The organism is Paenibacillus sp. FSL L8-0333 (assembly GCF_037965665.1).
Taxonomy (GTDB): domain Bacteria; phylum Bacillota; class Bacilli; order Paenibacillales; family Paenibacillaceae; genus Paenibacillus_AQ; species Paenibacillus_AQ odorifer.
Map to the genome: position 1 here is coordinate 2248601 of NZ_CP150186.1, position 19754 is coordinate 2268354.

A 19754-nucleotide genomic window follows, 5' to 3' on the forward strand; every position below is an offset into this window, starting at 1 on the left:
TTGATGGATATTGATATCAGCGTTGTCCCGTCACCATGTTACCTTGTAGATGAAAGATTGCTTACCCGCAATCTTGAGATTATGAATTCTGTACAAGAACGTACAGGAGCTAAGATTTTGCTCGCGCAAAAAGGCTTCTCAATGCACTCCTTGTATCCGCTAGTTGGCAAGTACTTGCATGGCGTAACTTCCAGCTCCTTATTCGAAGCCAGACTTGGCTATGAAAAAATGGGCAAAGAGGTTCATGTCTACGCACCAGCTTATGTGGAAAGTGAATTCGATGAGCTTCTTGAATACTCGGATCACATTGTGTTCAATTCTTTTGACCAGTGGAATCGATTCAAGGATCGTGTGAAAAATGCACCGAAGCATATCAGCTGCGGCATTCGGGTGAATCCGGAGTATTCCGAGATCGAAGTTCCGCTGTATGATCCATGCTACAATTATTCCAGAATGGGAGTAACTCTCCCTAACTTTAGACCTGAAGAGCTTGAGGGAGTTGATGGATTACATTTCCATACCATGTGCGAACAAAATTCAGACACACTGGAGCGTACGCTCAAGGTAGTCGAAGAGAAGTTCGGACCTTATCTCAAAGGGATGAAATGGCTTAATTTTGGTGGCGGTCATCATATTACACGTCCCGATTATGATCTGGAGACCCTTGTCCGCTGCATTCTGCATATGAAAGAGACTTACGGTGTGGAAATCTATCTGGAGCCAGGTGAGGCCGTTGCGCTTAATACTGGATATTTGGTAGCTACCGTTCTGGATGTTATGCATAACGGTATGGACATTGCGATTCTTGATACTTCGGCTGAATGCCACATGCCAGATGTACTGGCTATGCCATACCGTCCGAACATTATCGATGCTGGACAACCTGGGGAATATCCTTATACGTACAGATTAGGTGGAATGACTTGCCTAGCCGGAGATGTTATTGGAGATTATTCCTTCAAGGAGCCTTTGAAATACGGCGATAGACTCGTATTCCTAGATATGGCGCATTATTCTATGGTGAAGAACCATATGTTTAACGGCGTGAATCTGCCAGCTATCGTCAGCTACAATGACGAAGAGGGAATTAAAGTAATCAAACAGTTCGCTTTCGAAGATTTCAGCGGACGTTTATCTTAATAGAATGATCTAAAAAGGTGTCCCTTCAGGGACACCTTTTTTGCTATGGTTCCAGTCCTTTGAATGCGCGATGACATCTAGGAAAAGAGGAGTGATCCTAAAGGACCGTATGGCAACTATTGTTGTTTATTAGCTCATTTAGCTAAGGTTATGGACTGTATAGCTCTTATTGGTCGGATAGTGACTATTATTAGGCCGCATTTGGTAGAATAGCTGCAACTGAGTCCGATTGTATGCTGAAACAGCCGATTTTTCGGAAATAGAGTCTCCTCGGTCCGATTCATCCTCGTGGGGAGAAGATAGATGTCGAACCGATTTTTCAGAGGAATAACTCTCTTATATATGCGTTTATCTTACAGTTGGACACTTGTATTACTGGAAAAGTTTCTTCATAATTAGCCGCTCACAAGTAAGGTCTCATGTGATACAATAATTTAGTCTGTTTTTTAAAATTAGTTATTGAAGGGTCCGTATCTGAGGAGGAAGTCAGCATCAATGGAACATGCACCGTTTATTGCAGTGGAAGGCCCGATCGGGGCTGGAAAAACAACATTAGCTTCGATGCTTGCAGAGGAATTAAACTTACCGATTATTAAGGAGATTGTGGATGAGAATCCGTTTCTGGCTAAATTTTATCAGAACATGGATGACTGGAGCTTTCAACTGGAGATGTTTTTTCTCTGTAATCGGTACAAGCAGCTTGAAGATACAGTAACTCAGTACATAGATAAAGGTAAACCGGTGATCTCGGATTATCATATTTATAAGAACCTTATCTTTGGGGAACGAACGCTGAAGGGAACGAAACGAGAAAAGTATCGACAAATCTATCATGTGCTGACGGATGACCTGCCGAAGCCAAATATTATTCTCTATATAAAAGCAGATCTCGATACCTTGTTAAAAAGAATCGCCAAACGCGGACGCCCTTTTGAAGGGGATATGGATACTGCGTATTTGCAGCAATTGATAGAAGATTATGATGATGCGATGGGCTCTCTAGCGATTCAAGAGCCGTCTACCGTTATTATTACCATAGATGGAAATGCAGTCGATTTCGTGGAGAACCCAGAACACTTCGTCGAAATTGCCTCTCACATAAAGGAGCTAATGAAATGAATCCATATAACATCCCAGCTAACGCCATAATTACCGTGGCAGGAACCGTGGGGGTGGGGAAATCCACTTTAACAGGTGCTTTGGCTAAAAGGTTAGATTTTCAAACCTCGCTGGAGCAAGTTGATCATAATCCTTATCTTGAAAAGTTCTATCATGATTTTGAGAGATGGAGTTTTCATCTACAGATTTATTTCCTAGCCGAACGTTTTAAAGAACAGAAGAAAATGTTCGAAATGGGCGGTGGTTTTGTTCAAGATCGCTCGATTTATGAGGACACTGGTATTTTTGCTAAAATGCATGCGGATCAAGGCACGATGTCCAAGACAGACTATGAAACCTATACAAGCTTGTATGAAGCCATGGTCATGACACCCTATTTCCCGCACCCTGATGTGCTGATTTATATTGAAGGCAGTCTTCCTTCTATTTTAGCGCGAATTAATGAACGCGGCCGCGAGATGGAAATTCAAACGGACGTATCCTACTGGGAGCATATGCATGGCAGATATTCGAAATGGATCAATGAGTTTACAGCTTGCCCAGTGCTTCGTCTGAACATTGATGATTATGACGTAAATGACTCGGCATCAATGGCGGATATTCTCACGAAGGTAGGCAACACCATTCGTAAGCCTGTTGATAAAATATAATAGTTGATGATTAGCAGCTCCCGTGGTTTGGGGGTTGTTTTTTTATGTGCTCATAAAAAAGACCCAAATCTATGATTTGGGCCTAATAGGGAAGTGTCAGTTGTCCTAATCATAAAATACGAAAAGTAAATAAAAATGGTGTGGACATTGTAATGTACTTAAGGGCCACCTCCTACTTTATTAGCCCTTTTTTATGAAAATAGGTTCCAGTCTAATAGAAACTAGTTATTGGTCCATGTCTAAAATTAGTAAGATGCGTACACTGAACTATATTTATATGGAGGTGTACGCATTGAGTTGTCCAGACGATAAAAAGTGTCATAAGAAAAAAGTCGCCACTGTATTTCCTTCGAAAAGAAAAAGAAAAGATCATCGTCGAAAAGTTATTAAGAAGATTGTAAAAGTCACCTGTCCTCCACCAGAAGTGAATGTAACTACTCCGACAGTCGTTGGTGCTACAGGACCACAAGGGCCGCAAGGAGCACAAGGACTCCAAGGAATACAAGGGACGCAAGGCGTTCCCGGAGCTCAAGGAGCACGAGGACTCCAAGGAGCTGAAGGACCTCCAGGACCCGCCGGCGGACCTCCGGGACCCCAAGGACCTCAAGGTGAACCTGGGCCAGCGGGAGCGATTGGTCCACAGGGTGTAGCGGGACCCGTTGGTCCTCAGGGTGCACAAGGTGTGCCGGGTGCCCAAGGAGTTGTAGGTCCTCAGGGATCGCAAGGTTTACCGGGTCCTGCAGGAGCTATAGGACCCCAAGGTTTTGTAGGAGCAACCGGAGCGCCGGGAGCGCCGGGAGCGCCGGGAGCACCAGGAGCACCGGGAGCAACCGGAGCAACAGGAGCACCGGGAGCACCAGGAGCACCGGGAGCAGCAGGAGCGCCGGGGGTAGCAGGAGCCGCGGGAGCAACCGGAGCACCGGGAGCAGCAGGAGCGCCGGGGGCAGCAGGAGCCGCGGGCGCAACCGGAGCACCGGGAGCAGCAGGAGCAACGGGGGCGACCGGAGCAACAGGAGGCGTATTAGGTTTTGCTGATTTTTTTGCCCTAATGCCTCCTGATAATGCAGCAACTGTAGCACCGGGCACAGACGTAAGTTTTCCTCAAAACGGACCTACCAGCGGGACGACAATTGCACGAACAGGTCCTAGTTCTTTTAATTTAGCGGCAATAGGGACTTATCAGGTGTTGTTTCAGGTTAGTGTAACCGAAGCGGGACAACTAATCTTGACTCTTAATGGTGCGGATCTCGCCTATACCGTAGTTGGACGCGCAACAGGTACATCACAAATCGTAGAAATGGCTATAGTGCAAACAACGGTCATTAACACCATCCTGACCGTTCGGAATCCTGCCGGTAACTCTACTGCACTTACTATTACTCCTCTCGCTGGAGGAACAAGATCTGTTTCAGCGCATCTCGTTATTACACAATTAGCGTAACTAGGTGTATTTCGTATAAAATATTGTAAAGAGGAGGACGAACGAAGGTCCTCCTCTTTATTCAGAGTATTTACTATTAATATTCTATTGTTTTTCTATCGTCTAACGACTTGGAATTAATCATCTATTTATGTGAATTCTTTTGATTCTATCTTAAGATGCCATATCGGTTTCCTCATGATACAATAAAAGATAAGTTTATAAGGATGAGGTGACTTTAGTTGAAGTATGATTTCGATCGCGTAATTGACCGCCGTAATACTAGCTCTTACAAATGGGACCAATCCGAGAAGTTGTTTGGTGAGAAGGATATTATGCCGCTTTGGGTGGCAGACATGGATTTTGAAAGTCCTCCCGCAGTGAAGGAAGCCATTCTGCGCCGCGCAGAACAAGGAGTTTACGGTTACAGTGTACCTAGTGATACTTATAAAGAAGCCATCACGTCATGGTTTAAAAGACGGCATGATTGGCAGATCAAACCGGAGTGGATTTCAGATTCTCCCGGAATTGTAACTTCCTTAAGCCTCTCTGTTGAACTGTTTACTGAGCCTGGGGACGAGGTAATTTTACAATCGCCAGTTTATTATCCCTTTTATGATGTCATACAGATGAATGACCGGAAGGTTGCCAAGAATCCGCTTATCGTCCGTAATGGGCGCTTTGAGATGGATTATGAGCAGTTGGAAGGGCTGATGTTGGGTGGAGCGAAGCTGCTGCTGTTATGCAGTCCGCATAATCCAGGCGGTAGAGTATGGGAGAGAGAAGAGCTGTTGAAGCTCGGTGAACTGTGCTTGCGTCACGGAGTTACAGTTATCTCTGATGAGATCCATTGCGATTTGGCGCTTCCAGGGTATGAGCATATTCCTTTTGCATCCTTGTCTGAGGAAATTGCCAATATTACGTTAACCACACTTGCTGCGACCAAAACCTTCAATCTTCCGGGGCTTCAATCCTCTTTTATCGTGTCCTCGAATCCGGAATTGAAACGCAAATTTGATCAAAAAATGAAAGCCTTGAGCTTACATATGGCTAGTTTCTTCGCGCAAGGAGCGGTACAAGCCGCTTACAACGACGGAGAAGAATGGCTGGATGAGCTGTTACAATATGTATCAGATAATGTGGACTATACGGTCAGCTATTTGGCGGAGCATTTACCACAGGTTCATGTGATGCAGCCGCAAGGAACCTACCTGTTATGGGTAGATTGCCGCGAACTGAACTTGGAAATAGACGGTCTGAAGCAGCTGATGCACAAAGAGGCTAAAGTTGCGTTTAATGAAGGTTCTGTTTTTGGAACAGAGGGCAAAGGCCATCTGCGGATCAATCTGGCTTGTCCGAGATCTACGTTAGTTGAGGCATTGGAACGCTTTTGCAAGGCAGCCGCAGCTTATACAAAGAAATAAACGGTGATTTACTGAAGCTTGATGATTCCGCTAATGGGGTCGTTAAGCTTCTTTATTTTGCAATAGGGTAAAAAGAATAATAAAATGGAGTCCATTACGACAAGCAGGAGGACTGCAAATGAAATGGGTAGCCCAGCTTCCGTATTATAAGATACAACGAGAAATTAGGGATGGAGAACAACGAAGTGTTGCTTCCAATCGGCTAATGTATTTATATCAAGATAGAATTGTAACTCGTCATCGGGAATTCCCGCTAAAAGATATTTTCGATATGTCTTATCGTTCAATGGGGGATATGGGCGGCATGTTCTATCTGCACACGAGTAAGGGTGTGTATGCTTATTTGATAGAGTGTGATCCCGAGCGGTTTATTGAAGCCTTTAAAGAACAGGAATTGAATAAGAATTGAGCGACCCTCGTTGGCCGTGATATGATAACTTTTATGAAAAAAGCATAATGGGAGAGAACATAAATGAGTAAAACACGAATTATTATTGATGCAGACACAGGTATTGACGATGCACTGGCGATTCTATATGCCTTACGCGCTCCAAACGTAATTGTAGAAGGAATTACAACCGTTTTTGGGAATATTGATGTCGAAAAGGCGGCGGACAATTCACTGCGGCTAATTGAGCTTGCTAAGCCTGGTTATGAGATTCCTGTAGCGATCGGAGCATCCAAGGCACTTGTTCGTGAGCACTCAGGCTACGCCACTCATGTGCATGGTGAGAACGGTATTGGTAATGTGGAAATTGCTCCATCCAGCCAGCGTCCCATTAGCGAAACTGCATCTGAGTTTATTGTTCGGATGGCTAATGAGAATCCCGGAGAGATTGTATTAGTCACACTGGCACATCTAACTAACCTTTCTATGGCGCTTGATATGGACCCTGGTATTAAGAATACTTTGAAAAAAGTAGTGGTGATGGGCGGTACGATCTTCAATCCCGGCAATAGAACACCGGTTGCGGAAGCGAATATTGCTGGGGATCCGGAAGCTGCTGATCATGTATTTACATCTGGGCTTCCTGTTATGATGGTGGGTCTAGACGTTACGCTTAAGACGCGGATTACCCAAGAGCATATCGATTTATTAAACCGTTTTGGACGTGAAGAAAATAAAGCGATCATTTCGTTCATGGAACAATCGCTTACTCATTATTTTAATTTCTATCGTGAAGCGAACTTTTTGATCAACAGCGCACCGCTGCATGATCCACTCGCACTTATGGTTGCGCTGCAACCAGATCTAGTAACCTACAAAGAGATGAATGTTCGTGTGGAGCACAAAGGTGAGTTTACATCGGGAATGGTCGTAGCGGACTTGCGGGCTCAGCCAAAAGTAGGTAAACCCATACAAGTTGCAGTGGATGTAGATGTTGAACGAGCAGTGGGAACCTTTTTGAACGTGTTTATGTAATTTTGCCGACCTCTTCTAATATGAAAAATAATTTCGAAGCTCATAGATGACAATCTATTAATTTTACAATTGGATAATCTTTGGTAAAATGGTAGAGGACATATAAGAGTTTACAAGATTAGACTTCATATCATAGAAGAGGGAGACTTATCATTCATGAACAAGCGAATCGGTAAATTAGTATTATGTTTGGCTATTTCGCTAGGAGGCACCACGGCTTTATTCCACAATACCACACAGGCAGCCACAGCTGGTGGAGTTAGTATTGTGCTGGATGGTTATCCACTACCCTTTCCAGTAGAACCTGTTGTGATGAGCGGAACAACGATGGTGCCATTCCGAGCTATATCTGAAGCTTTGGGAATTAATGTCGAGTGGAATCAGGCGCAGAAGAAAATTACGGCTACCAAAACAGATACTGCAGGGACCAAAGTGGTAACCCTGACCCTTGGCAGCAAAAATGCAGGTGTTAACGGCGCGGTTGTGAAGTTAGGAGTTGCTCCGCAGACGATCCGGGATACAACGATGATTCCCCTTAGCTTCTTCGGCCAGCAGTTTGGTGCGGGTGTAGCTTGGAATCAATCTACGAAGACCGTATCTATTACTTCGCCGAAGACTGAGCTGTACACTCTTGGTTTCTATGCTCTGAGTTCTTATAGTGAGATTTCCTTACTTCCTAATTTTGATGCTGTGGCCTTTGGTTGGAGTGGGATTGATAAAAGCGGGCAATTCACCACAACGGGGACTGATTTCAAATGGCCTCAGGCGGCTGGTGACGTAACACCAGAATCGATTGTCACGAATGCAGCGGCAGGTGGAACAGCTCCTTATCTGATGGTCTTCTCTGGAGATACCGCATCAGAGTTAACTAAGAACCTGGAAGATAAGCAGCTTCAAGAACAGACGATTACTGGAATCGTAGATCTTGCAACGCAAAAAGGATTCCAAGGCATTACCCTGGATCTGGAGGGCCTAGGTCTAACAGGTGATAAGGCGAAGGTGCAAGCAGATTACAATGCTTTTGTGAAAAACCTATCACAAAAAGCACATGCAGCAGGACTTAAACTTACCGTTATTCTTCATCCATTAAATAGTTCTTATAAAGGATATGATTACAAAACTTTAGGAACACTTGCAGATGATTTGGTCATTATGGCGTACGATTATTTACAAGAGAAAAAAGTTCCAGAGCCGATGAGTTTAGTTGATGAAGGCATCCGGCTTGCGCTTCAGCAAGTGAGTAAGGATAAGCTGATCCTCGGGATCTCTGTGTATAGCGAAAACGAATCTTCAGTGAATTCGAAGGTAGGACTTGCTAAACGTTATGGCCTTAAAGGAATTGCGATCTGGCGTTTAGGTCTGATCGGACAGCCTGTCTGGAACGAAATGGGGAAGTCAGTAGAGCTGTAAGTGGAATTTGTATTGACAGGGAATAATTTCTAAATATATACTAGGTCAAAATACAATACGGAATAAACGTAATGATTGGGAGTATTAAGGAATAACTACTGCCCAGAGAGCTGCCGGTTGGTGCAAGACAGCGGAGTAGGTTCCCCAACTCACCCATGAGCGGTAAGATCGAACCTCAGTAGATCTTAACGGCTAACCCTCCGTAATCGGGTTCTAAGATTCGTTGTTTATTATAAGCAATAAGCAACGATCAAAAAGAGTGGTACCGCGAAGGTTAAACCTATCGCCTCTTTGGAGGCGATAGGTTTTTTCTGTTCTCTACAGAAAAAATACAATTGAAGGTGGGTGTTTTGGTAATGGGCAATATTATTGATTATTACTCCCAATTTGATGAGTGGGGAAGATTGGATAGGGAGCCGCTGGAGTTCATCATTAATCTGCATTATATAAAACATTATTTAACTACCGCACAATCTATACTGGATAATGGTGCTGGGCCCGGTAAGTATGCCATGGAGCTGGCGAAGCTGGGCTATAACGTAACGTTATCGGATCTTACCCCTAAGTTAGTTGAAATAGCTCAGCAGAAGGTTAATGAATTAGGATTAACTGAGCAATTTAAAGGTTTTCATGTGCTGAATGCAACTAGTTTAGAGGGAATATCTGACGAAAGCTTTGATGCTTCTCTGATGTTAGGCCCTTTATATCATTTGCAAGAAGAAGAGGATCGGATTTTAGCAGTTAAGGAATTGTTTCGTGTGACAAAGAAGAATGGCATCGTATTTGTAGCCTTTCAAAGTCGGATGAGAATGACTCTTACATCCTTACAGTTCCCACAACATTGGAAGCCTAATGACAACATGGATTCAATACAAGAGTTTTATGATAGCGGGATTTTTAATCATAAAGATGAAGGTAGGTTTACGGGAGCTTATTACTTCAATATTGAGGATATAAAACCTTTCATGGAGGAGAATGGATTTCGAACCATTGATTTAATTGGTTCTTCTAGCCTCGGAGCATTACTGACAAATGAGCAGAAACAATACTGGACAGACCGGGGTGAGCATGAGGAGCTCTTTGAATTTCTCATTAACGCAGCAAAGGATCCATCCATTTTGGGGATTTCCTCTCATCTGTTGTATATAGGGCGAAGAAAATAAATAAGGAAAAATCATTTTATCATCACGGGATTGAGGTAGGTCTAGTGAACAATGATTACAGGGTGCGTATTCAGACGGTTCTTCATTTTATCGAGGACAACTTAGATCAAGAGATAAATCTAGAAACGCTAGCTGAAGTTTCTAATTTTTCTAAGTATCATTTTTCTAGAGTTTTTTCTGCAATTACAAATAAAACACCAATGACCTATCTGACGGAAAGACGTCTATATCACGCGGTTACCTATCTTGAAACAACCAATAAAACCATGCTAGATATCTCAATTCTATGCGGTTTTAGTTCCATCTCAAGTTTTAATTCATCCTTTAGGAAACTGTTTAAGGCAACCCCAAGCGAGATGAGAAGGTCAATGCAAGAACATAGCAATTATCAGTTAATTTCCAGCAATAATCAGGAAGAATTGTCTCCTTCTAAAAATTATGATGGGAGTATCAACATAAATAATTTTTTAAGGAGAGTATGGGAAATGAACATTGAGGTAAAAGAACTTCCAAGTTATCAAGTGGCATACGTAAGGCATGTTGGCAGCTATCTTGAAACGTATAAGGCATGGGGAACACTCAGCAAGTGGGTTGAGAAAAATGATTTACCGTCAACAGAATACTTCATTGGTATTTCTTTAGATGATCCCAGCGTGACTGACGAATACTCTTGTAGATATGATGCCTGCATAACCATTCCAGAAGAGTTTGTTAAAGAGGGTGATTCGAGCGTAGAGTTCAAAACTTTATCTGGTGGTCTTTATGCCTTATATCCGTTTTATGATACGATCGACAAATTGGCTATTGCCTATCAAAGTGTGTACGGTCAATGGCTACCTAATAGTGATTATGAACCGGATGATCGGTATGCGCTCGAATTTTGTATGAATGATCCATATACAGACCCTGAAGGTAAAGCAAAAGTTGATCTTTATATCCCTATAAAAAGTGTCGGTGGACATTAAAAACAAACTCTACTACTCGATTACAGTTCCATTCTCGATGGACGAAATGGTAGTAAAGCCCATAACCCCAGGTTTTATAGGTTTCACCAGTTTGAAGATAACCTGTAACATATATGCCTGAATGCGTATCGGTTTATCCATCACTCCACGAGGCTTCCGGACTCGGATGACGTTATTTGTATGTTATCAGCTATCAAAACATGATTTCGGACTCCGCTGACGCTATTCATTGCAAAAGGCACTTATTGGGCGTTTTTTCGGTCAATAGGTGCACTGGAGTCCGTTACAGGTTACTACGCGTATCTGAAAGTGATTACGCATGCGCTTCCGACTACGATTATGGTGAAAATTTGAGTGTTGTTCAATGGACTCGTTTATCAAGTGAGATCATAGAAATCTGGAAATAAGCAGCGGCAGATCAGTATTCGTTAATCAAACCGTACACTCGAATGTTATAAAACTCACATTAACCTAAGCTATAAACCTATATAATCTCTAAGGTTGAACTTTTGAACTAAATTCATTATTTTTCAGGAGGACTTTAGAGTATGAGATATAAAGCATTAGAGCTCGACAAACCGCTTACTTATGAGCTGGAAGGGTTAGAAATAGGGGTAACTTCGAACTGTAATTTCCGCTGCGATTATTGCTGTGCATATAATAGAAATGATGGACAAAGCATCAAAGCCAAAGAGGTCATCCGCATTCTGGACGAACTTCCAGGCCTTAAAAGAGTACGTTTATCAGGTGGAGAAGTGACGCTGAAGTTCGATGACTGTGTGGAGATTGTAACCTACTGCGCATCCAGAGGGATTCAGACACAACTGAATTCCAACGGCAGTCTTTTAAATGCTGAACGAATTGGCCAATTGGTTTCCGCAGGATTAACGACCATACATATTTCCTTCAATTTTACTAATGCGGAAGCTTTCTCAAAATATTATAATATTCATCCAAGCATTTATGAGAAAATAAGAGAAAATATTACCCTGTTCGCCGCAACAAGTGTAGATACTGTGCTGGAGACGCTGCTGTTCAGTGAAACCCAGGATAATATGAAGGAGATCAGCGATCATGTCTACGCAATGGGCGTGCGCACACATGAAATTCAGAACAGTATTATCATGGATCATACAGGGTGGAAGTCGATAGCTGCGCGGGAACAATTAAAGAATGCAGTGAGTGAGCTGATCGCACGGAAGAAAGAAGATACGATTCTGTATTTCACCTGCATGGACCGCTTTATGGACGCCCTTGGGTTCGAAGAGCAGCCGGGTGTGTATTTTCCTCACTGTATAGAGGGGAAGAAGCAGCTTCATTTGCATGGAAATGGCGACATTTTGATTTCAGAGCTTTGCCATCCGGTGATTATCGGCAACATTTATCAAGGAACTTCACTAAAAGATTTATACAATAATATGCCAGCGCCATTGGCACAGTTTTTGGATAAGCAACCTTGCCCAGCGCTGGATGCATTGTTTCCACAAGGCTTAGAAGTTTAACACTCTATATAGATTACTTCGAGGGACCAATTTAAGAATTGGTTCCTATTTTTTTATGGTAGACTTAATAAAAAACACAGATAAGGAATGTATGAGCTTCATACATAAGGTGTACTGCCAAGTGTTTGCTAATATAAGAAATGGACTTATCAAATCTAATGTTGTTCTAGAAAAGATTATGCCGTTATTAACACCCACAGCCATCGTGGTCGGTGTGCTTAACGAAAGCAGACTGCTGCCGTTCACAGGTCTCGTGCCCTGGATTTTCGCTGTAATGACGCTGATCGGTAGCTTGAAGTCCAACCTAAAGGACCTGCTAGGGGTACTTCTGAAACCCCAGAAGCTGATTATTCTAATGGTAATTTTACATATTGTAATGCCGCTGATCGGCTGGCTTGCAGCCATGGCTTTTTTTCCGGGAGATCCATATACAGTGACTGGTTATGTATTGCTGTTCGCGATTCCTACAGGTGTTGTAAGTGTGGTATGGGTGTCGATGTACGGAGGAAATATTGCATTGACATTAGCCCTTATTCTGATTGATACGCTCTTGTCGCCAATTGTTGTCCCGGGTACCTTATATTTGCTGATGGGAGCGAGTGTGGAAATTCAGCTAGCTGATATGATGAAAGGGCTGCTATGGATGGTAGTCATTCCTTCTGTAGTTGGGATGCTGCTGAATCAATGGACAAAAGGGAAAGTCAATACGGTATGTGGACCGCCGCTTGCTCCGTTTGTTAAAGTCGGATTGTTTATAGTTGTTTCTATTAATGGGGCCAGTATTGCCCGTTATCTGAAACATCCGGATGGCAAATTAGCGATCATAATTGGAGTGACCTTCATAACCGTTGTGCTTGGCTATGTAATCGGAGCTTTGGTGTCACGCCGTTTCCGCTTTAGTTATGAAGATTCCGTGGCGGTGCAGTTTAATTCGGGTATGCGGAATTTAAGTGCGGGAGCTGTATTAGCAGTGAAATATTTTCCTCCTGCTGTCGCGCTTCCAGTAATTTCGGGGATGTTGTTCCAACAAATACTCGCTGCGATGTCTGGTCTATTTTTACGTAGTAGAACTAAACGACTGTTAAGTGAGGGTGCATTAATGCAAGTGAATACTGCCTCTCAGATAGAACCCTCTGCTTCTTCTAGGACAGATGATAGGTCTTGTTAGCCGGTTTGTGAAGGATATATGACCTAAAAGCTGTGATATTTTATTCATTTACATGAAAATTTTCGACATTTTATGATATATTTCTTATTTTTGCGCGATTTATATTCACTATTCAACTTTGCCACCCGATAGTAATTGTATTATTTACAATTTCATTGTTCGCAAATGAACAAGGAGTCGGAAGGATGAAAAGAATATGAAGATTCGCCTAAAGTTATCACTTGTTATGATAGGTGTGACCCTTTTATGTATTTCTGTAATGGGGATATTTACGTATTTGAAATCAACTCAGGCGATTGTGAATCTTACTGAGAATTCTATGAAGCAGGTCAATACGAACAAAGCTCAGACCATATCAGCCATGATAGCAAAAGAGCAGAGAAGCACAGAGCTTATTGCGAGCCGCTCGGAAATTGTTGATCTACTGCTGCAAGCTGGGAATGGTGGAGTTAGCAAAGGTGATAAGCTTCAGAATGAGGTGAACGCCAGTCTTCAAAGCATTGTGGAGGAAGCAGGGAACCTTGAGCACATTCTTGTCAGTGATATGAAAGGTATTAGTGTGGCTGACAGTGATACTAAGCTTATAGGGACAGATTTTAGTGAAAGAGATTATACGAAAAGAGTAATGGAGACGGCTGAGCCTGTGATCAGCGAAACGCTGAAATCAAAATCTACAGGAGCTTATGTAGTGGCTTTTGTACAGCCCGTAAAGAGTAATGGAAAGATGATTGGATTTATTGCGTCAGCTGTTTCCGCAGATAGTATGATTAAGTATTTGGCCGATACCAAAGTGGTAAACACGACGAGCTCTTACGCTTATTTACTGGATGAGAACGGCAATAAATTATATTATCCGGATAAAACACAAATTGGTCAGCCTATTGAGAATACGCAGATCGCAGCTGTTATGGAGCGTGTGAAATCTGGTGAGAAGGTAGCGGATGGCCTGCTAAATAATACATATAATGGTGTGGAAAAAAAATCTACCTATACAGTTTTGCCTGAGACGCACTGGTTGCTTGTATTAACCGCAGACCTTGATGAAATCGTGAAACCTGTCACAGATATGAGAAATTTCAACTTATTTCTTGGTGTGGGAAGTTTAATTATTGCCTTGCTGATTGCTCTTTATTTTGCTAAAAAAATCTCTTCTCCGATTGTTAAACTAACGGACATGATTAATAAAACGGCAGAATTGAATTTGACGCATGACTCAGAGTATGAGTATTTGACTAAAAACAAAGATGAGACAGGGACGATCGCCAAAGCGATGTTCCGCACCCGGGCTACACTTCGTGAGATGGCTGGAAGCTTAATTACGATCTCGTCCAAAGTGCTTGAAAATGCAGAAACGCTGGAGAAGCTGTCTATAGATGTGCGGGAAAATGCCCACGATAATTCAGCGACTACGCAGCAGCTATCGGCAGGTATGGAAGAGACCGCAGCCTCCACAGAGGAAATGACAGCAGCAATTACTGAAATTGATAACAATGTATCCGGGATCACCAATAATGTGAAGGAAGGCGCTGCCGTTTCTAGACAAATTAGTGAGCGGGCGCTGACTCTCCAAGATGAGGCAACAGAATCTACGACGAATGCTAAACAAATTTATGAATCCGTGCGAATCGATATGGAAAAAGCGATTGAGCAGTCGAGCGCGATTGCAGAGATTAATGTACTGACAGATACGATTCTATCCATTGCCAGTCAGACCAATCTGCTGGCCCTGAATGCAGCTATAGAAGCGGCAAGAGCGGGTGAGGCAGGTAAAGGTTTTGCGGTTGTAGCTGGTGAGATTCGGAAGTTGGCTGAGAAATCGTCTAAGATTGCGGCTGGAATTCAAGGTGTGGTAACAGGTGTATATTCCTCTGTTGAATCCATGAAGGAGAATTCTGAGGCATTACTTTCCTTTATAGACCAGAATGTCCTAGCAGATTATGAACGATTAACTGAGGTAAGTCAGCAATACAACAGTGATGCTGCCACTGTAAATACGCTGTTAAAACAATTCGAGAGCGCAGCTGATCATTTGAGTATGGCCATATCGAGTATTAATGTTGCCGTTAATGAAGTAGCTGCTACAGTAAACGAAGGAGCTATAGGGATTCAGGATATCGCGGTGAAAACGGCGGATATCGTGGAAAAAACATTCCTGGAGGTTACTATGGCTGATGAAAATACTCAAAGTGCCAAAGAGCTTCAGGGGTTAGTAGATAAGTTTAAGATCTAAGGGTTTGAAATGAATTAAGGGAATCCTTATCTATTTTTCATAAAATATTAAGCTTGCAGGGTTATAGTACATGTATAACCTCCCTTATATATAGACTTTACCCCGCCGGTCGCCGGCGGGGTCTTTTTTTTATGCGAATCTTTCTAAAAGAATATCAGGCAGTAGTTTAGCCAGTAATAAGGTAGATGGCTTCATCTAATGGAACTATAACCTCTGTTTGTTCCTTCATATCCTTCAACCGCACCTTATCCACACTGGATTCACTCTCGCCGATCAGAATAACGTAACGGATTTTTTTGGATGAGGCTGTGGCGAGTTGCTTTTTAAGTTTTCTTTTACCGGATACCAGAGTGGTCCGGATAGAACAGGCACGGAGCTCGGCGGCTGCAATTAAAACCTGTGGGAGCGTCTCGCCAATCGGAATGACCATAACTTCTGCTGTCTTGTGCTCTTGGATAGGACGTTCTGCAAGGAGCGCCATGATAGACTCCATACCAAAAGATAAGCCAACCGTAGGATATTGAATATCCTCTCTGCCCACCAGCTGTCCGATGATAGCGTCATATCTGCCTCCACCCCCCAAGCTTGAGGTAAAGGAACCGGATGCATCAAAGATCTCGTAGACGGTTCCAGTGTAGAAAGAAAGCCCGCGGGACAAGAAGGGATCGAAACGGCAAGTCTGCTGCAGCTGAACGTCTTGGAGCAGCTTTTGCAGGACAAGAACCTCCATTGCTCCCGGTTGTCCGGTAAGACTATATTTTTCGCATAACTGCTCAAAGCTTGGATTGTCCGTTTCGATAAGCTCTAGGATAGCAGCGATGGTTGCAGGTTCGATCTCTTTGCTGATCAATTCATTTTTCACGCCGCTGAGGTTGATTTTTTCTAATTTATCCAAGGTTAGCATAACGGACAGTTGGTCCTCGGCAGGTACACCAATCGATTCCAGAATCTCACCGAGAAAACGTCTGTTGTTCCATTTTAGGATGATCGGGATATCCAGCTTGCGAAAAGCTTCTGTGGCCAGCTGCATCAATTCAGCTTCCGCCTCAGGTCCTGAAATACCAACGACATCAACATCGCATTGCAGAAATTCACGCAGGCGCCCACGTTTCACGGGACCATCACGGAATACTTTTCCGATCTCATAGCGCTTGAAGGGAAACTCTATTCCAGGATTTAAAGCGATCACTTTGGCAAAAGGGATGGTCAGATCATATCGTAAGCCCAGCTTGCGGTTGCCTTGATCGGTTAGTTGGTACATCTCCTTGAGAATTTCATCCCCACCTGCATATTTCGAGGTTAATAAATCCAGTTCATTTAATAATGTGGTGTCCATGGATTCAAAATCATAGAGTTCGAACAAATCCTGCAGCGTATTTTGAATGTTCTTTCTGAGCGCCTGCTCTTTTCCGAAGTAATCATAAGTTCCTTTAATGTTTTGCATCATTAGTAGCTCCTTTGAATTGGCATAGTTTAGAGAATAAAAAAACGCGCAGGACCTCATGGTCCTGCGCGTGATCTATGCCGCAGGGAGGCCAACGCGAGTAGCGTTAGCCTCCCTGAGAAATTCAGGGTTGCTAACGCTGTTTGTGATAATAATGAAGTTGATTCAGCATGATTGTTATGGTGTTCATCAGAATCAATTCCCTTCGACATTTTGATTACTGCCGATTATAGCGGATCATTTGGAGTCGTGCAAGTAAGAATTTGTTATAACGAAGATTTTTAGTAGGCGAATGGACAGGCAATCAGCTATAATAGGGCTTCGATATTTCATAGGCGAAGGGAGTTTGTTGACGATGAATCAACCTTTAATAATAGCCCGGGCGGAAGAATTTGTTAAAGAACAACTGGGGCAAGATACTACGGGTCATGACTGGTGGCACACCCATCGGGTCCGCAGCACGGCATGTGAAATTGCTGAGATCGAGCGTGCGGATGTTTTTATCTGTACGATGGCAGCCTTGCTGCATGATGTTGCAGATGAGAAGCTTAATCCGTCAAAAGAAGCAGGTCTGCTTAAAGTCCACACTTGGCTCACGGCAAACCTTACAGAGGAGGAGCAAATTCGTCATATCATGCTGATCGTTGAAACGATGTCCTTTAGTGGTGGTGGAGGAGAACCTATGCAGACTCTGGAAGGTCAAGTGGTGCAGGATGCAGATCGACTAGATGCACTTGGCGCGATTGGCATTGCCAGAACCTTTATTTTCTCAGGCGCAAAGGGACGTCCGGCTTATGATCCAGAAGTGGCTCCACGCGAGGAGTCGCTGCAGAAGGAATACAGGGATTATAGCAAAGGGACGGCTGTGAATCATTTTTATGAGAAGCTGTTGAAACTAAAATTCTTAATGAATACGGCTTATGGACGCAAGTTAGCGGAAGAACGGCATGATTTCATGTTGAATTTTCTGGACCAGTTCTATAAGGAATGGAATCAAGGACGCCAATAACTGTTATAATGATAAGTATGCACAAGATGGAAGGATCGCGGAGTTTCCGCTTTAACCAGAACAATCGGCATAGAAGAGGTTGAACGATGAGTGAATTGCAATTTAGAGATTATGAGTTAGACGAAGAGATAATTAAAGCACTGGATGTTCTGAAATTTATGACACCTACGGAGGTACAGAGCAAGGTAATTCCTGTGGCTTTGCAGCAAAAGGATCTGATTGTGAAATCGCAAACAGGCAGTGGCAAGACGGGAGCTTATGGTATTCCGCTTTGCGATCTGGTGGATTGGGTGGAGAATAAGCCGCAGGCTTTGATTCTTACGCCAACTCGAGAGCTTGCGATGCAGGTGAAAGAGGATATTACGAACATCGGACGTTTTAAACGGATTAAAGCAGTTGCTCTTTTCGGCAAGCAGCCCTTTGCTCCCCAAAAGATAGAGCTTACGCAAAAAACACATGTTGTCGTAGGTACGCCTGGACGCGTATTTGACCATATTGAAAGAGGCACACTTCCGCTAAATCGAATCAAATATTTGATCATCGATGAAGCTGACGAAATGCTGAGCATGGGCTTTATTGAGCAGATCGAGAAGATCATTAAGCAGCTGCCCAAAGAGCGAGTAACCATGTTATTCTCAGCTACCTTACCCGAAGTGATTAAGAACTTGTGCCGAAAATATATGAACGATCCAACGGATATCGAGATTCAGGCAAGTGGAATTACGACGGCTACGATTGAACATGCGTTGATTGAAGTGAGACAAGCTGCCAAATTCTCTTTGCTAAGCGATATCATAACGGTGGAGAATCCGGATAGCTGTATTATTTTTTGCCGTACGCAGGAGCAGGTGAATGCTGTATTCAGAGGACTGGCGGATCTGGAATATCCTTGTGATAAGATCCATGGGGGCATGGAGCAGGATGAGCGCTTTGAGGTCATGAATGCTTTTAAAAGAGGGCAATTCCGCTATTTAATCGCTACCGATGTGGCGGCTAGAGGGATTGATATCGAGAATATCACCCATGTGATTAATTACGATATTCCACTGGAAAAAGAAAGCTACGTGCATCGTACAGGCAGAACCGCGCGTGCAGGCAAGACGGGTAAAGCGATCACTTTTGTCACTCCGAATGAGCAGAAGTGGGTAACTGAAATTGAAAGCTATATTGGCTTCAGCATTCCGCATATGAAAGCTCCTTCGGACGACGCAGTTGCCTACGCAAAGGAAGCGTTCGAGCAGAAGATCAATAAGCAGCCTGTCCGCAAAAAGGACAAAAGCGAAAGCTTAAACAAAGAGATTATGAAGCTATACTTCAACGGCGGCAAGAAAAAGAAGCTAAGAGCCGTGGATTTTGTCGGCACAATAGCAAAGCTTGAAGGTATTTCCGCCGAAGATATCGGGATTATCTCGATTCAGGACAATGTGACCTACGTGGATATTTTGAACGGTAAAGGCGCAATGGTGCTGCAAGCGATGAGAGAGACCACCGTAAAGGGCAAGCAGCTGAAGGTTCATATTGCGAAAAAATAAATCAAGGATGACAGCTTATTGCTAAGCTCCTTGCAAATATGCCGCTACTGATGCGGTTTATAGGAAGAGGGAGCCGTGTACACTACACGGCTCCTTCTTTATTTTGTTGTTTTATCTCAGCATCTCTATGTTTTCGTTGTAAAATTATTGAAATT

16 protein-coding genes and 1 other annotated feature are annotated in these 19754 nt (G+C 43.2%); of the genes, 15 read left to right on the top strand and 1 reads right to left on the bottom strand.

The window, feature by feature from the left end; translation table 11 throughout:
• Positions 1–3 precede the first annotated feature (3 nt).
• The 13 genes from nspC to NYE72_RS09730 all read left to right on the top strand — a co-directional run bounded on the left by nspC (position 4) and on the right by NYE72_RS09730 (position 15614).
• Positions 4–1140 (top strand): carboxynorspermidine decarboxylase, encoded by a 1137-nt coding sequence (gene nspC, locus NYE72_RS09670; RefSeq protein WP_076143347.1) that lies wholly within the window; start codon positions 4–6, stop codon positions 1138–1140.
• A 495-nt stretch (positions 1141–1635) separates the two neighbouring features.
• A complete protein-coding gene (locus tag NYE72_RS09675; protein WP_036679318.1) occupies positions 1636–2259 on the top strand; it encodes a deoxynucleoside kinase in 624 nt (207 codons plus the stop codon).
• Positions 2256–2909 (top strand): deoxynucleoside kinase, encoded by a 654-nt coding sequence (locus tag NYE72_RS09680; protein WP_036679320.1) that lies wholly within the window; start codon positions 2256–2258, stop codon positions 2907–2909. Before NYE72_RS09675 ends, NYE72_RS09680 begins: the two co-directional genes overlap by 4 nt.
• Positions 2910–3192: 283 nt before the next feature.
• On the top strand, positions 3193–4350 hold the full coding sequence (locus NYE72_RS09685; RefSeq protein WP_339212062.1) for a collagen-like protein: 1158 nt from the start codon (positions 3193–3195) through the stop codon (positions 4348–4350).
• A gap of 221 nt (positions 4351–4571) precedes the next feature.
• Complete coding sequence (locus tag NYE72_RS09690) at positions 4572–5753, top strand: MalY/PatB family protein (RefSeq protein ID WP_339211743.1); 1182 nt, start codon at positions 4572–4574, stop codon at positions 5751–5753.
• Positions 5754–5871: 118 nt separating this feature from the next.
• Positions 5872–6162, top strand: coding sequence for a hypothetical protein (locus NYE72_RS09695; protein WP_036679330.1), 291 nt, complete (start codon positions 5872–5874; stop codon positions 6160–6162).
• 63 nt (positions 6163–6225) lie between these two features.
• Positions 6226–7176 carry a nucleoside hydrolase gene (locus NYE72_RS09700; protein WP_076107484.1) on the top strand — a complete coding sequence of 317 codons (951 nt, stop codon included), beginning with the start codon at positions 6226–6228 and terminating at the stop codon, positions 7174–7176.
• Positions 7177–7332: 156 nt separating this feature from the next.
• Entirely contained in the window at positions 7333–8586 is a 1254-nt protein-coding gene (locus NYE72_RS09705) for a stalk domain-containing protein (protein WP_036679335.1), read from the top strand.
• 62 nt (positions 8587–8648) lie between these two features.
• Positions 8649–8880: a binding site (T-box leader), on the top strand.
• Positions 8881–8942: 62 nt separating this feature from the next.
• Entirely contained in the window at positions 8943–9749 is an 807-nt protein-coding gene (locus tag NYE72_RS09710; RefSeq protein WP_076098475.1) for a class I SAM-dependent methyltransferase, read from the top strand.
• Between the two features lie 44 nt (positions 9750–9793).
• Positions 9794–10714, top strand: coding sequence for an AraC family transcriptional regulator (locus NYE72_RS09715; RefSeq protein WP_076140904.1), 921 nt, complete (start codon positions 9794–9796; stop codon positions 10712–10714).
• A gap of 548 nt (positions 10715–11262) precedes the next feature.
• Positions 11263–12216, top strand: coding sequence for a radical SAM protein (locus NYE72_RS09720; RefSeq protein ID WP_076140905.1), 954 nt, complete (start codon positions 11263–11265; stop codon positions 12214–12216).
• 121 nt (positions 12217–12337) lie between these two features.
• Complete coding sequence (locus NYE72_RS09725; RefSeq protein WP_235219427.1) at positions 12338–13384, top strand: bile acid:sodium symporter family protein; 1047 nt, start codon at positions 12338–12340, stop codon at positions 13382–13384.
• Between the two features lie 196 nt (positions 13385–13580).
• Positions 13581–15614, top strand: a complete 2034-nt coding sequence (locus NYE72_RS09730; protein ID WP_038569767.1) for a methyl-accepting chemotaxis protein — start codon at positions 13581–13583, stop codon at positions 15612–15614.
• Positions 15615–15780: 166 nt separating this feature from the next.
• On the opposite strand, the gene NYE72_RS09735 is transcribed toward NYE72_RS09730, so the two are convergent.
• Positions 15781–17061: a histidine--tRNA ligase gene (locus NYE72_RS09735; RefSeq protein WP_306083011.1), complete on the bottom strand. Its 1281-nt coding sequence runs from the start codon at positions 17059–17061 to the stop codon at positions 15781–15783.
• A 352-nt stretch (positions 17062–17413) separates the two neighbouring features.
• On the opposite strand from NYE72_RS09735, the gene NYE72_RS09740 reads away from it, so the two are divergent.
• Both NYE72_RS09740 and NYE72_RS09745 read left to right on the top strand, forming a co-directional pair.
• Positions 17414–18067 carry an HD domain-containing protein gene (locus tag NYE72_RS09740; RefSeq protein WP_036679342.1) on the top strand — a complete coding sequence of 218 codons (654 nt, stop codon included), beginning with the start codon at positions 17414–17416 and terminating at the stop codon, positions 18065–18067.
• Positions 18068–18153: 86 nt separating this feature from the next.
• The gene (locus NYE72_RS09745; RefSeq protein WP_036679344.1) at positions 18154–19599 is read left to right on the top strand and encodes a DEAD/DEAH box helicase; all 1446 of its coding nucleotides are present in this window, start codon (positions 18154–18156) and stop codon (positions 19597–19599) included.
• The last annotated feature ends 155 nt before the right edge of the window (positions 19600–19754 follow it).

What these genes read in the sequence shown, in the direction of transcription:
- NYE72_RS09700 (WP_076107484.1), top strand. Translation starts at nt 6,226, where the DNA reads ATGAGTAAAACACGAATTATTATTGATGCAGACACAGGTATTGACGAT.
- NYE72_RS09675 (WP_036679318.1), top strand. Translation starts at nt 1,636, where the DNA reads ATGGAACATGCACCGTTTATTGCAGTGGAAGGCCCGATCGGGGCTGGA.
- NYE72_RS09740 (WP_036679342.1), top strand. Translation starts at nt 17,414, where the DNA reads ATGAATCAACCTTTAATAATAGCCCGGGCGGAAGAATTTGTTAAAGAA.
- NYE72_RS09735 (WP_306083011.1), bottom strand. Translation starts at nt 17,061, where the DNA reads ATGATGCAAAACATTAAAGGAACTTATGATTACTTCGGAAAAGAGCAG.
- NYE72_RS09705 (WP_036679335.1), top strand. Translation starts at nt 7,333, where the DNA reads ATGAACAAGCGAATCGGTAAATTAGTATTATGTTTGGCTATTTCGCTA.
- NYE72_RS09710 (WP_076098475.1), top strand. Translation starts at nt 8,943, where the DNA reads ATGGGCAATATTATTGATTATTACTCCCAATTTGATGAGTGGGGAAGA.
- nspC (WP_076143347.1), top strand. Translation starts at nt 4, where the DNA reads ATGGATATTGATATCAGCGTTGTCCCGTCACCATGTTACCTTGTAGAT.
- NYE72_RS09730 (WP_038569767.1), top strand. Translation starts at nt 13,581, where the DNA reads ATGAAGATTCGCCTAAAGTTATCACTTGTTATGATAGGTGTGACCCTT.
- NYE72_RS09680 (WP_036679320.1), top strand. Translation starts at nt 2,256, where the DNA reads ATGAATCCATATAACATCCCAGCTAACGCCATAATTACCGTGGCAGGA.
- NYE72_RS09745 (WP_036679344.1), top strand. Translation starts at nt 18,154, where the DNA reads ATGAGTGAATTGCAATTTAGAGATTATGAGTTAGACGAAGAGATAATT.
- NYE72_RS09695 (WP_036679330.1), top strand. Translation starts at nt 5,872, where the DNA reads ATGAAATGGGTAGCCCAGCTTCCGTATTATAAGATACAACGAGAAATT.
- NYE72_RS09720 (WP_076140905.1), top strand. Translation starts at nt 11,263, where the DNA reads ATGAGATATAAAGCATTAGAGCTCGACAAACCGCTTACTTATGAGCTG.